Source organism: Paenibacillus sp. SAFN-117 (assembly GCF_051966115.1).
Classification (GTDB): Bacteria; Bacillota; Bacilli; order Paenibacillales; family NBRC-103111; genus Paenibacillus_L; species Paenibacillus_L residui.
The window spans coordinates 224,239-236,376 of record NZ_JBQCLK010000001.1 but is presented as its reverse complement, the minus strand read 5'-3'; the positions used below and the strand labels follow the sequence as shown (position 1 = coordinate 236,376).

General features: G+C 49.7%; 15 protein-coding genes. 10 read left to right on the top strand and 5 right to left on the bottom strand.

Going from position 1 to position 12,138, the window contains the following annotated elements; genetic code table 11:
* Positions 1–82: 82 nt before the first annotated feature.
* Together ACTHRH_RS01030 and ACTHRH_RS01025 are read right to left on the bottom strand one after the other, a co-directional pair.
* The gene (locus ACTHRH_RS01030; RefSeq protein ID WP_440413646.1) at positions 83–418 is read right to left on the bottom strand and encodes a hypothetical protein; all 336 of its coding nucleotides are present in this window, start codon (positions 416–418) and stop codon (positions 83–85) included.
* Positions 415–1,257, bottom strand: coding sequence for a helix-turn-helix transcriptional regulator (locus tag ACTHRH_RS01025; protein ID WP_144938479.1), 843 nt, complete (start codon positions 1,255–1,257; stop codon positions 415–417). The genes ACTHRH_RS01030 and ACTHRH_RS01025 overlap by 4 nt, the downstream gene beginning before the upstream one ends.
* A gap of 139 nt (positions 1,258–1,396) precedes the next feature.
* On the opposite strand from ACTHRH_RS01025, the gene fabF reads away from it, so the two are divergent.
* On the top strand, positions 1,397–2,635 hold the full coding sequence (gene fabF, locus ACTHRH_RS01020; RefSeq protein WP_440413643.1) for a beta-ketoacyl-ACP synthase II: 1,239 nt from the start codon (positions 1,397–1,399) through the stop codon (positions 2,633–2,635).
* Here fabF and ACTHRH_RS01015 read toward each other — a convergent pair.
* A complete protein-coding gene (locus tag ACTHRH_RS01015; protein WP_440413641.1) occupies positions 2,632–2,769 on the bottom strand; it encodes an alpha/beta fold hydrolase in 138 nt (45 codons plus the stop codon). The genes fabF and ACTHRH_RS01015 overlap by 4 nt on opposite strands.
* Before the next feature lie 15 nt (positions 2,770–2,784).
* Positions 2,785–2,913, bottom strand: coding sequence for a hypothetical protein (locus ACTHRH_RS01010; RefSeq protein WP_440413639.1), 129 nt, complete (start codon positions 2,911–2,913; stop codon positions 2,785–2,787).
* A 143-nt stretch (positions 2,914–3,056) separates the two neighbouring features.
* Between ACTHRH_RS01010 and ACTHRH_RS01005 the strand changes: the two genes are divergently transcribed.
* From ACTHRH_RS01005 to ACTHRH_RS00980, 6 genes are all read left to right on the top strand, one after another.
* Positions 3,057–3,638, top strand: coding sequence for a hypothetical protein (locus ACTHRH_RS01005; protein ID WP_379290462.1), 582 nt, complete (start codon positions 3,057–3,059; stop codon positions 3,636–3,638).
* A gap of 15 nt (positions 3,639–3,653) precedes the next feature.
* Complete coding sequence (locus ACTHRH_RS01000) at positions 3,654–4,391, top strand: DinB family protein (RefSeq protein ID WP_379290464.1); 738 nt, start codon at positions 3,654–3,656, stop codon at positions 4,389–4,391.
* A 71-nt stretch (positions 4,392–4,462) separates the two neighbouring features.
* Positions 4,463–5,278 (top strand): aminoglycoside 3'-phosphotransferase, encoded by an 816-nt coding sequence (locus ACTHRH_RS00995; protein ID WP_379290466.1) that lies wholly within the window; start codon positions 4,463–4,465, stop codon positions 5,276–5,278.
* A 13-nt stretch (positions 5,279–5,291) separates the two neighbouring features.
* Entirely contained in the window at positions 5,292–5,453 is a 162-nt protein-coding gene (locus ACTHRH_RS00990; protein ID WP_440413637.1) for a hypothetical protein, read from the top strand.
* Positions 5,454–5,853: 400 nt separating this feature from the next.
* The gene (locus ACTHRH_RS00985) at positions 5,854–6,276 is read left to right on the top strand and encodes a hypothetical protein (RefSeq protein WP_144938495.1); all 423 of its coding nucleotides are present in this window, start codon (positions 5,854–5,856) and stop codon (positions 6,274–6,276) included.
* Positions 6,277–6,313: 37 nt separating this feature from the next.
* The gene (locus tag ACTHRH_RS00980; protein WP_191964282.1) at positions 6,314–6,889 is read left to right on the top strand and encodes a GNAT family N-acetyltransferase; all 576 of its coding nucleotides are present in this window, start codon (positions 6,314–6,316) and stop codon (positions 6,887–6,889) included.
* A gap of 124 nt (positions 6,890–7,013) precedes the next feature.
* Here the strand turns inward: ACTHRH_RS00980 and ACTHRH_RS00975 are convergent, their stop codons facing one another.
* On the bottom strand, positions 7,014–7,517 hold the full coding sequence (locus ACTHRH_RS00975; RefSeq protein ID WP_150959221.1) for an RNA polymerase sigma factor: 504 nt from the start codon (positions 7,515–7,517) through the stop codon (positions 7,014–7,016).
* A 222-nt stretch (positions 7,518–7,739) separates the two neighbouring features.
* Between ACTHRH_RS00975 and ACTHRH_RS00970 the strand changes: the two genes are divergently transcribed.
* The 3 genes from ACTHRH_RS00970 (at position 7,740) to hisA (ending at position 11,254) form a co-directional block, all read left to right on the top strand.
* Positions 7,740–8,114: a hypothetical protein gene (locus ACTHRH_RS00970; RefSeq protein ID WP_144938504.1), complete on the top strand. Its 375-nt coding sequence runs from the start codon at positions 7,740–7,742 to the stop codon at positions 8,112–8,114.
* A 584-nt stretch (positions 8,115–8,698) separates the two neighbouring features.
* Complete coding sequence (locus ACTHRH_RS00965; protein ID WP_379290471.1) at positions 8,699–10,135, top strand: amidase family protein; 1,437 nt, start codon at positions 8,699–8,701, stop codon at positions 10,133–10,135.
* A 363-nt stretch (positions 10,136–10,498) separates the two neighbouring features.
* Entirely contained in the window at positions 10,499–11,254 is a 756-nt protein-coding gene (gene hisA / locus ACTHRH_RS00960; protein ID WP_379290473.1) for a phosphoribosylformimino-5-aminoimidazole carboxamide ribotide isomerase, read from the top strand.
* Positions 11,255–12,138 lie beyond the last annotated feature (884 nt).

Here is a 12,138-nt window from a genome sequence, read left to right as displayed (position 1 = left end):
AAACAAAGATTCCTGTTGGCATAAAAAGCTACCTCTAAAACCGGGTTATTCATCATCGAAGATGCTTCGTTGGGAGCTTTTTTTAATACATCATATGGGAATGTGTCGAAAAGTCATCTTGTCTCATCAAAAATGATTGCAATTTTAGCAAATTTGTTGATTTTTCCTCAACAGATAGTTGCAGCATTGGCTTTGCCAGGGCAGTCTTGCCCCGTTGGAACATGCTCGTCTCCTCGCCGCGGACCCTGTCCAGCCGTTCGGCCCGGGCGACTTTTACGGTCCTGCCCGCCGATCCGCTTTCGATTCGACCAAAGGAACATTTTGTTCGCTGTTGAGATTTCTGCAACACTTTGTTATCCGATTCGGACACGGGCTCGAACGACTCAAAATGGAAGCGGACGGCTTCTAAAATTTTCATTGACTATCCATCAGTTTCTTCAGCTTGTATTCTGTCGGAGATTCAGGATCGGGCGTATAGATGCTGCAGCGCAAATCGGCATTGCCCTGAACCTGCAAAGAGGTGAGATGGAACAGCATCTTGCCCGCTTTCGCATGCCGGAATTCAATCACTACTTCCGGGGCCGAGCTCACCTCGCTCTGTCTCCATAACCCGTCGAAATCGGGATGGACTCCCCTCATTTCCTCCAGAAATTGTTCGTACCATTCATCCTCCACATATTGACCGTAGTAGGCGCGGAATATTGCCAGAAAGCCTCTCACAAAATGCACCCAATTGACGGCCAGTCTCCTGAATTCTTTCCTGGTGAATAACAATCGGATCATATTCCGTTCTTCCGGAGCTATTTGTTCAAAATCCAGAAAGACATGGGAAGCGGCCGGATTCCAGCCGACAATCTGGCACCGCCGGTCGGAAATAATGGTCGGGCAGAAGCGCAGCTCCTGCAAAATTCGTCTCAGTGACGCATTGATTTGAGGCAGTTCTTCCTTCAACCGGGCGGAAGCCCCCGGTCCCGTCTCCAAGGCTAGCGCAAACAGATATTTGCGTTCATCCACGGTCAATTGCAGAGCGGCCGCAATGCAGTCCAGCACCGATGCCGACACTTTAATATCCCGGCCCTGCTCCAGCCAGGTATACCAGGTCGTGCTGACTCCGGCCAATTGAGCGACCTCTTCTCTTCTAAGGCCGGGAGTTCTTCTGCGGGTACCCGCAGGAAGGCCTGCGGCTTGCGGAAGGATCTTGGCACGCTGTGATTTAAGAAATGCGGACAGGGCTTGCAGTCTTGTCTGACGATTCACGAATCGTCCTCCTTTCCTCGGCCATCCCAATATTATAGTAGTTATTATACTAGGATAATCTATAACTTGTAATAGGATAAAGGCTGTGGAAAGATATTAGTAATTTAATCAGCAAATCTAACGTTGGAGGGGAAACACGATGAACAGAGTGGTCATTACGGGAATGGGAATCATTTCGCCGCTCGGGAATGATGTGGATACGTACTGGTCCCGTCTCATCCGGGGCGAATCGGGGATAAGCGTCATTGATACTTTTGATACGACCGGGCATAAGGTTAAAATTGCCGGGCTGGTCCGGGGGTTTGATGCGGATGCGCGGTTTGGCCGCAGGGAAGCGCGCCGGCTGGACCGCTTCTGCCAATATGCCTTGGCTGCCGCCGAGCAGGCCTGGAATGATGCCTCTCTTTCTCCGGAGCAGCTTGATTTGGAGCGGCTTGGGGTATATGTAGGGTCCGGAATCGGCGGACTTCAGACCTTGATGGAGCAGGATGCGCTGCTGCTGGAGCGGGGGCCGGAGCGGATCAGCCCGACTTTGGTGCCCATGATGATAGCCAATATGGCGGCTGCTCAGATCAGCATCAAGTACGGGGCATTGGGCCCGGCGTTATCTCCCGTCACCGCCTGCTCCATCGGCAATACGGCGATCGGGGAGGCCTTCCGACTGATCCGCAGCGGCGGGGCCGATGTCATCATTGCCGGGGGTACGGAGGCGGCGGTTACGGAAATCTCCTTGGCGAGCTTTGCCAATGCCACAGCGTTGTCCCGGCGGAACGACGAACCGGCGCGAGCCAGCCGCCCGTTCGACGCCGAACGCGACGGATTTGTGATCGCCGAAGGAGCGGGGGTGCTTGTCCTCGAGTCCCTGGAGCATGCGCTGCGTCGGGGGGCTCGAATTTATGCCGAGGTCATCGGATATGGAGCCACCTCGGATGCCTATCATATCGTAGCCTCCGATCCGGAAGGCCGGGGAGCTTACCGGGCCATGAAGCAGGCGATTCGGGAGGCGGGAATAAGTCCGGAAGAGGTGGATGTCATCAGCGCACACGCTACCAGCACGGAAGTGGGAGACAAGGCGGAAACGATGGCGATTCGCAAGCTGCTGGGTGAACAAGCTTCCCGCGTTCCGGTAACGGCGAACAAATCGATGCTCGGCCATATGCTGGGGGCAGCCGGGGGCGCTGCGGCCGTAGCCCTGGTGAAGACTCTGCAGGAGGGGATTATCCCTCCTACCATTAATCAGGAATCCCGAGATCCGGATTGCGATTTGGATTACGTCCCCAATGCGGCACGGAAGGCCGATCTCACGGTCGGCCTGTCCAATTCCTTCGGATTCGGCGGGCATAATGCGGTTATCGTGCTGAAAGCTTACAGGGATTAGATTTGTTCCAAGATATCCAATATCACGTCGTTAAATTTCTCCTTCTGATCCAGCATCGTCACATGTCCGGCGTCCGGAACAGAGTAAAACCGCTTGAGCGGCGCTTCAATATGGAGGAAGAATTGTTTCGCCAAGGAATAGGGCGTTTGCTAGTCCTGTTCGCCATGAATATAAAATACAGGCGCTTGATATTGGGTGCCCAGAGCCGGAAGATCAAATTCTTCCATTAAATATTTCCAAATATGGCGCTGCCCTTCTTCAAAGGCTTTGGATTTCAAAAAATAGCTCACATCTTTGAGAGTATAAAATGGCGAGCATACCGCGTTTAGGATAAGCTCCGGAGTAGGACCCGCCGCCAGCTTATATTTACACCGCAACTTATGTAGGAAAGTTTACGTTGTAATAGGTGAGGTGATGTTGGATGACAAGACTATTTTTGTCAGGATTTGTTATTGTGCTTCTGGTCATAACGGGGTGTCGGTCTTCGGAAGAAACAGAGCGCAGGCCGTCGTCGGCCCCGAACCCCTATGAAGAGATCAATCGGCAGAAGGACGAGGTGAAGGAAGGGGATTTCGTCTATCGTCTTGTTACGGAAAAACCGGAATATCGCGAGGGGGAACCGGTCGTTCTGTATGCGGAGCTGGAATACGTAGGCGATAAGGAAGAGGTCACGATTTACCATGCGGCATCGCCATTCTATTTTCCGATGACGGAGAAAACCCGGGGCTACAGCATTGAATACAGTATGCCGCAGCCGCTTGTCAGCACAACTCTCAAGCAGGGAGAGCCCATCCGGGAGGACTATAAGGGGAGCGGCGGATATGGTCAGGAGGATGACCCTCAATACATCGCCTTCACAAAGAAGTTGTGGGACAGCGGGTTTCCTGCCGGGTACTATGTAGTTGACGGTGTTGCCGAATTTTGGATAGAATTGGATAAGGCTGGGCGAGAGAATGAAGAATATCGGATAAAGGCCGAAATTGATTTCAAGGTTGTTGAGTAGGATGGTGCCGGGTGAATGAATCATTTCCGCATCGATATGGATGGGAGGAGGGGCGGACCCTGGATGGGCCACTGCCTTTCGGAAACGGGATGCATTTGGCTGGCGGACACCCCGCAAAATGTGCTGGGTAAAGCAGCATCCGAAATTGTTAAATTCCAACAATGGTTGAGCCGTCATGGCGAACCTGTACTCTCGCCTGCGGGCATTAACGAAATTACGGTTCAATTAGGAGAGCAGTATGAAATCCCTGATTTTCGAATTTCCGGAGCGGCCGTCGGTTTGTTTGAAGCGGATTATACTCCGGTCACGGATCAAGATATAGCTGCGGCCGTTCGCCGTCTCGGTTATGCCAGAAGAGAGCTGCTGGAGACGGTAGCCGGGTTGCCGGAGACGGCTTGGGATTGGCAGCCGCCCTCTGGAAAAAGAACGATCCGGCAAAATTTGCACCACGTCAGGAATTGTCATGGCTGGTATTTGACCCGGGTTCTGGGCTGGGACAAGGTTGCCGAAATCCTTCCCGAGCCTTGGCCGGAGGAAACGTGGGAGAGCATGCGCTGGGTGATGGAGCGGGCGGTTGATACACTGCTGTCTTTGCCTGCAGAGTTGAGACAAGGGGAATTTCAGGCAGAGAAACCCAGAGAGATATGGACTCCCCGGAAAATGCTGCGCCGCTTCGTTGAACACGAACGTGAACATGTGGCCATTGTGAAGCAGACCGTCGAAGTATACCGTGCCTGTACAAAGAATGGTTAGCGTTTTCAGAAACTGCAGTCTGATCCCATGAGCCTCAATTTGCATAGAAGAAAGCAAGAGGAGATGAGAGGATGCCAAACCTGCTGCATACGTTTGATAGGATGCCTGTTGAGTTACGGCACTATCTATCGGTAGATTCCAAGGTGTCCGTTATCAAGGAGAAATCAAGAGCCTCCGTCTATCGCATGGACCAGGAGGATGTTTTATATCTGAAAATAACACCTAAGGGAGAGCTACATCATGAGGCTGTGATGACGAGATATTTAAGCGGCCTTGGTCTATGTGCCAAGGTGCTTCTCTATGTTCAGGATGACCGGCACGATTATCTGGTTACTGAACAGGTTAAAGGGAAGGATGCCGCAGATGAGGAATATCTCGGGCAGCCGGAACGGCTATGTGAGGTTTTTGCCGAAAGTCTTGTCCGATTACATACAATGGGGGTAGAAGATTGCCCGCGGGATAACGGTTTGGAGAGGATGGTCGAGCGTGCCAAAGAAAATTACCGGGACGGGAAAGCAGACCGGAGTCTCCTTCGCTATATGGGCTATGAAAGCAGGGACGAGGCCTACAGGGAGCTGCTTTTGCTCGAAGATCACTCCATAAGTGACGACAGGGTTGTCATTCATGGCGATTACTGCCTGCCTAATGTGATATTAAACGAGTTTGAATTCAGCGGATATGTGGATGTTGGCTATGGAGGGAGCGGTGATCGGCACTATGATCTTTTCTGGGCGCTCTGGTCTTTGCAATTTAATTTGCAAAGCGGCCGGTATTCCGAACGCTTCCTAGACGCCTACGGCAGAGATCGAGTGGATGATGCCCGGCTCCGCCTGTGCGGCCTCGTGTCTGCCTTTAACGGTTTCCGGGGACAGGATTATTATGATTAATAAGAGGGGTCCTATGAAAATTGAAGTCAAGCTGACGACTAAAGAGGAAGCCAGAGGGAAGGGTATGGCGGAACAGGCTGCCGTCCAAGTGTTTGAAAAATTCAGAGGAAGCTGGCAGTTATTTACGAATCCATCGGAAAAAAATATTGCTTCCTCGCTACTCTGGGTGGGGTAAATAGACAGCGATTTTATATGGAGAGGCGGGCATGATAAGCTGGTTAGCAACGCGAATTCCTTACCCTTCGCGGCTTTCGCGAGTACTCATGCCCGCAGAGGCTCCATGTCAAATCGCTCTATTATGCCTCTCAAACGTAGTTTTTCCCATGTAGTATAGCGAAGAGCCAAAATATTGCAGGTCAAAAGTTTTGGCGAAAGACGGTATCTAACTATACCAAGGGTCAATACGAAGAAACGGTGGGGACGACTTTTGACGGATATAAGATGATTTTCAGCTTTCAGAACGCTTAATGGATAGTGCGCATTCTATATGATTGTAATTTTTATGAGGACCCATAAAGTGTGCTCCGGCGAGCCAATTGTGCATGGTAAGTGCTTAGAATATAGGAGGACAAGGAATGGGAACAAGTTTGTTAGATGATATTATGGCTACTGCGGAAAGCTTTACTAACAACTTTTCGGATAAAGGTCACTTTGATTATAGTGTGGAAAGCTTGCATGGAGTAGAACAAATTTTAGAAGAAGTATGTGATTATGAGTTGGATGAGGACACTCTCAATTCCGTGTCTTCCATGGTTGGATGCTATATTTTCGAGGTAGCAAGAAGAAATTTCGGCGGTAAATACTATTGGATGAAAGAAAAAGAGCAGCCCGTTCTGGTTACAGGCGAACCGTCGTTTTCCGTATCCATCTATGCTTTTGACAAAGTTAAGGGAAGATTAGTCAATGGCAAAGAGGATCATATTCCGTTCTACTTCGAAGGCTATATTAAAGCAGTTGAAAATGGAAGAAACACAGGCACTTGTTCCGTTGTGGTTTAGCTGGACTAGAGAAAATGCATAAGAAAGAGGGATTGCCGTGACCGGTTACTTTTGGCAAGGCTATAAGGTCAGGCTTAGACCTACCCAGCCGAGCGATTGGGAGGACTGGAGAAGGGAAAGCTCCGACAGCGACGGCATAAGGCTGATGGAGTGGGGAATTCAGCTTCCGGTGGACGATTTCAATGTGCGCGAAATGTCGGAGAAATACGACCATTTTAAAGATGATTATAGAAAGATGTTCGCGATAGAAACTTATTCCAACCAACTCGCAGGTCTGATCAACCTGAATACCATTGACTACAAGAACGGCACCTTCAGCTTTGGATTGGGAACGAACCGGGCGTACAGAAATCAAGGATATGCTTCAGAAGCGGTTAGAATTATTTTAAGGTACGGATTCCATGAATTAAGGCTGCAAAAATGCAACTCCAGTTGCGTAGACATTAATGAGCCATCGATTAAGCTGCACAGGAAACTTGGCTTTAGGGAAGAAGGATTAAGGAGAAGGGTCATCTATATGAACGGCCGTTACTATGACAATTTGTTGTTTGGGATCACGAAGGAAGAGTTTGACGAGAATGACCGGATATACATATCGAATCAAGAAGCATAGGATTCATAGTAATATTGTGATTAGGCGGCAGCGACCGCTCTACAAAAAACACTAGCCCGTCATTTCATGCGGACTAGTGTTTTTGACATCTTTGAAAAGATTTCGTTAGGATCTTTTACAAGTACTAAGGGGAAAGCTGCTGCTTTAAATAGTGTACCCATCGGTTATGAAATTCCGATTCTGTGCAGTGAAAGATTTCCTGGAAACCGGCCGGATTCCTAATGAGTTGATTCAGTTTAATCAATCCGTATTCCTTCGAGATGAATTCGATAATTTTATAAGAGAATTGAAATCCCTTCATCGTTTCAAAATCCCACGAGTCATTATTCAATTCCTGAAAGGAAGGGACGCTTCCCTGCCGAATGGCTTCAGAGATGGACTTTAGCGTGTTTTGGGCGATTTTGAAAAGCCAAGTAAATAGGCTGCATTCCTTTCGGAAAGAAGGCCACTTCTCCGTAGCTTTCAAAAATACCTGCTGTGTTAAATCGTCCGCCCTATCGGATTCAACCTTCATAGAGAGATATTTGCGAATTTTGGAATGAAATTGATGGTAGATAAGTTCTAAAGTTTCCTGCTTCCCTTGATTATCCGGATAACCAAGGGTTTTTTTGTCATGAGCTCCTGACATGGATTAACCTCCTTCGACCTTACACATAATTAGACTTCGCAGAGGAGGAAAAGGCCACAGAATTATAAAAATAACTCAGCCATCATTTTAAATAAAGTTCGGCAGGCCTGACCGCAGGCGGATCAGCATGTCCTATTGCCCTTTACGAAGTCTTAATGCCTGTCGATGCCCATATAGATGATAGGAGTAAACATAACGGGGCGAAGGGAGAGTCAGCCGGTTATGAAGCAGAGAATCACGGTGGAGCAAGTCCTTCAATTAAGTGAAGAGCAGAGGGGGAGGGTACGGCAGCTATGGACCCCGGATAACGGAGACCGGGTTCTGTATCGCTCCAAGGAAGGAGTCATTACGGGAATAGACAGTTTGAATGCGGGAGGAACATTTTTTGTAGAGACGATAGACAAGAAATGGCGGGCCCTGTTAGTTGAAAAAAAGGAATGTATACCGCTGCTTTCTATCGGTCAGATGGTGGAATTAATCGCTGCTATACACGAAGAAGGGGATGAAAGCCTTAACGCCATCTTCCCGAAGATGGAGGAATGGACGGCCGGGGAGCTTTGTGACCGGCTTTATGAAGCTATCCGAACCCATCTTTAGGCGGGCATCCCTGTCTCGCAAGTCGGCTAGTCTGTCGTGGGAGAAAGTGTATCCTCTGCAAGAGGAGATTCTAGCTGATCTATGAATGCTGAAGGGGGAGCAGTTTGGAAATATAGGGATATTAATGGATGGAGGGCTTGCCCGGAAGTCGTATTTTGCGATGAAATCAACCTGCAACGCGCGCGCTGCTCCCGCGGGCGTTGCAGCGCTGCATGGCGGGTGGCCGGACTCCCATGATTGCTGCGATCTGTCAAAAAGCCCCTCCCTGCTCTAACAGCAGAAAGGGGAGAATAGTTAATGATGTATAGTCAATGTTGACTATTTGGTCGAAAAATAAATGCCTGTCAGGATCTGCGGCTTCTGGAAAAAAGCGGATGCCCGGCATCCCAACGGAAAGTGAGGCTGGCCATGAGGACTAGCCCGAGAGTGAATGCTGCGATGATCCCGATGTAAGGCAGTGTGGCTCCCGGATCGCCACGTTAAAAAAAGGGGTAGGGCCGCTATGCGTAGAATATACAAGAGAAACGCGATGAATAGGGAAACACACTATAAAGTAACCTTAACATGGAAAGGCGGGGATCCTAATGGGTTTTCATTTGCAAGAAGCGACCATTCAAGAAATCCGGCAAGCGTTCGCGTCAGGGGAGTTGACTTCCAGACGGCTTACCCTTATGTACCTCGAACGGATAGCGGAATTCGATAAAGCCGGTTCTTCACTTAATTCGGTGCTGGAGCTGAACCCGGACGCCCTGTACATTGCGGAAGCCTTGGATCTGGAAAGGGCAGAGGGCCGGATCAGAGGTCCGCTTCACGGTATCCCTGTTCTGCTGAAGGATAATATCAACACGGCGGACAAAATGCATACAAGCGCCGGTACACTCGCCCTTGCGGACTCGTTCGCTCCGGAGGATGCATTCCTGGTCAAGAGGCTGCGGGAACAGGGCGCCGTCATTATCGGCAAAGCAAATATGACGGAGCTGGCCAATTTCATGTCCGATGTCATGCCCAGCGGGTACAGTTCCCGGGGCGGGCAGGTACTGAATCCCTATGGCCCCGGAAAATTCGACCCGGGAGGGTCCAGTACCGGTTCGGCGGTTGCCGTGGCGGCGAATCTGTGTACGGTAGCCGTCGGCACGGAGACATCGGGATCGATTCTGGATCCCGCTTGCTGCAACAGCATTGTCGGGATTAAGCCGACACTTGGTTTAATTAGCCGGACAGGGATATGTCCTATCACCTATACCCAGGACACCGCAGGCCCCTTGGCCAGGACGGTGGAGGATGCGGCGATCCTTCTGGAAGCGATGACGGGGATAGATCCGGAGGATCCTGCGACTTGGGCAAGCCGGGGCAGAGAACCTTCCGATTACAGGTCTTGTCTCGACCCGTCCGGTCTTGCCGGAGCGCGAATCTGCATCAATCGAGGGTATGAGGAAGAGTTTACGGCGGAAGAGAAGGCACTGATTGACCAATGCATAAGAAGGATGGAGGAAGCCGGGGCCGAAATCGTCGAACATATCGATCTTCCTCACATAGCGGATCATTCCTGTGTGCTGCTATACGAATTCAAGTCGGCTCTCAACCGATATCTGGCGGCGCTCGACCCGAGATTGCCGGTCAAGAGCCTGAGGGATATCATTGAATTCAACAACTATCATGCCGAGGAGGCTCTGAAATACGGCCAATCGCTGCTTCTGCGCGCAGAGCATGACACCTCGGGCACCCTTACGGAAGCACAATATATCCGCGACCGGCTGCAGGATTGGAGGAGGTCACGGGAGGAGGGAATTGATCGTTTGCTGCAGGAGTATTCACTGGATGCCCTGTTCTGCCCGGGAGTGACGGATTCTCCTGCGGTGTCGGGCTATCCGTCGATAATCGTTCCGGCCGGCTTTACGGAGACCGGCAAGCCCTTCGGCGTGGCCTTCACCGGCACGGCCTACAGCGAGTCGACGCTGATTCGCATTGCCTATTCTTTCGAGCAGAGGGTCAACGCCCGTATCCCGCCCATATTGGAATGAAGGTGCGAATAGCTATCGATAGTTCAGTCCTCTATGCTGTTCGGGGGCTGTTCTTTTTGAAAAAAATAAGAAAGCAAAAGTTTCACCTTAAATCTGTTCTTATATTTCATCGGTAAACGGGCCTTTCCAAAGGACGGTGATAGCCGTTAATCCTTGGTGCCCTAATCAAAGCCCGGAACTCTTGGCTGGGGATGAAATCGGGGAAGGATTTGATATTATATAAAGGTGTAAAATCTGATATGATAAAGCAATAGCAATAGCAAAAGCAATAGCAATAGCAAAACAATAGCAATAGTAACGGCATGCGGGATGCGCGCTTGCACGAATAAGATAAGAATACTTCTAGGCGAAAGGATGTACCGGATGAAGTTCAGACCTTGTATCGATCTTCACGATGGAAAAGTAAAGCAGATTGTCGGCTCCAGCCTTAATGATGATAGTAGTGACTCCCTGGTCACCAATTTTGAAGCCGAGATGTCCGCGGCCGATTATGCGCGTCTGTACGCGAAGGATAGCCTTACCGGAGGGCATGTCATCATGCTGGGACCGGGCAATGAAGAAGCGGCTTTGTCCGCGCTGCAGGCTTATCCGGGAGGGCTGCAGCTGGGCGGCGGCATCAACGCGGACAATGCGAAGAAATATATCGAAGCGGGAGCTAGCCACGTTATCGTAACCTCTTATGTGTTCCAGAACGGGCAAATCGACTTCGAGCGGTTGTCCGGACTTGTGAAGCTTATTGGCAAGGAAAGGCTGGTACTGGATCTAAGCTGCCGAAAACGCGGCGACACTTACTATGTAGTCACGGATCGTTGGCAGAAGTTCACTTCTTATGAAATCACCAAACATAATCTGGACGAGCTGTCGGCTTACTGCGACGAGTTTTTGATTCATGCCGTCGATGTGGAAGGGCTATGCCGCGGAATCGAAACGGAGCTCGTCGAGAAGCTGGGGGAATGGGTCACTATTCCGACGACCTATGCGGGAGGGGCTTCTCAATACTCGGACCTGAATCTGGTTAAGGAACTGGGACAGGGGAAAATTGATTTGACGATCGGCAGCGCCCTCGATATTTTCGGCGGCAAGATTCCTTACCGGGATGTCGTACAATGGAGAGGATAACAGATTAATCCTTTCGACCAAAAGCTGCTATGGTATAGGTAAGGTATCCATTTGGAGAAAGCTGTTGAATTCACGGTCTTCGAATGGATACTCGTTATCCTATCCTAAACCTTCCACGTAATTCTTCTCATCTCGCTCCCCTTTTTAATTTATCTTAAATTGACTCTATTTTTCACCAACTAACTACCTTCAAATTAACTATCCCCAAACTTACGATCTTCTGACTAACTCTAACTGACTAACTCTAACTGACTAACTCTAACTGACTATCTCAACGTCTGACTGTCTGATATGCTTTTTGATTTCTCGTACAGCTCCCCTTCCTCTCCGGTTACTGCTTACTTACCCCGAAAAGTGTCCTTTCTCTCGCTTGATCTCCGATTCTCTCTATGGACAGCTTTGATAAAGGCCGTTCAAAATAACTACGCGAACTAAAACTACCGGAATGGGGCCTAGGACGCTTATGACTTGATTTGGCAATAGTCCCTCCTAATTTCTCTTAGTGCTTCAGTGACTTAAATTCCTGCGAAAGTGCACGAATTTCAATTTCAAACCTGCGTCCGAGGCCATTAACGGGAAAAATCATGCATTTTTTCATCAATTTTCCAAAGCGGGGCAGCACATAGCTAAAAAGATGTACAATCGCCGCTTTTCCGAACTTTGCAAGGAGATGTACAAATATCGCGGCAGTCTCCGGCTAAAAAAGGTGTACAATCGCCGCTTAAAGTTCCGGAGCATAAATCGAACCGCCTGCGGGTAGCTTGGATTGCCTCGAAAGCTTCATTAGGTCCTTCAATGCGGCCGGGTTTGCTCCATAAGCTGCTGTGTTTTTGAGAGGGCAGGGGCTGCTAACTCGACTTTCATATGTTTCCATTTGTGCTTTC

Excerpts from the sequence above, each read along its gene's own strand:
- ACTHRH_RS01030 (WP_440413646.1), bottom strand. The coding sequence starts at position 418 with ATGAAAATTTTAGAAGCCGTCCGCTTCCATTTTGAGTCGTTCGAGCCC.
- fabF (WP_440413643.1), top strand. The coding sequence starts at position 1,397 with ATGAACAGAGTGGTCATTACGGGAATGGGAATCATTTCGCCGCTCGGG.
- ACTHRH_RS01005 (WP_379290462.1), top strand. The coding sequence starts at position 3,057 with ATGACAAGACTATTTTTGTCAGGATTTGTTATTGTGCTTCTGGTCATA.
- ACTHRH_RS01000 (WP_379290464.1), top strand. The coding sequence starts at position 3,654 with ATGAATCATTTCCGCATCGATATGGATGGGAGGAGGGGCGGACCCTGG.
- ACTHRH_RS00995 (WP_379290466.1), top strand. The coding sequence starts at position 4,463 with ATGCCAAACCTGCTGCATACGTTTGATAGGATGCCTGTTGAGTTACGG.
- ACTHRH_RS00990 (WP_440413637.1), top strand. The coding sequence starts at position 5,292 with ATGAAAATTGAAGTCAAGCTGACGACTAAAGAGGAAGCCAGAGGGAAG.
- ACTHRH_RS00985 (WP_144938495.1), top strand. The coding sequence starts at position 5,854 with ATGGGAACAAGTTTGTTAGATGATATTATGGCTACTGCGGAAAGCTTT.
- ACTHRH_RS00975 (WP_150959221.1), bottom strand. The coding sequence starts at position 7,517 with ATGTCAGGAGCTCATGACAAAAAAACCCTTGGTTATCCGGATAATCAA.
- ACTHRH_RS00970 (WP_144938504.1), top strand. The coding sequence starts at position 7,740 with ATGAAGCAGAGAATCACGGTGGAGCAAGTCCTTCAATTAAGTGAAGAG.
- ACTHRH_RS00965 (WP_379290471.1), top strand. The coding sequence starts at position 8,699 with ATGGGTTTTCATTTGCAAGAAGCGACCATTCAAGAAATCCGGCAAGCG.
- hisA (WP_379290473.1), top strand. The coding sequence starts at position 10,499 with ATGAAGTTCAGACCTTGTATCGATCTTCACGATGGAAAAGTAAAGCAG.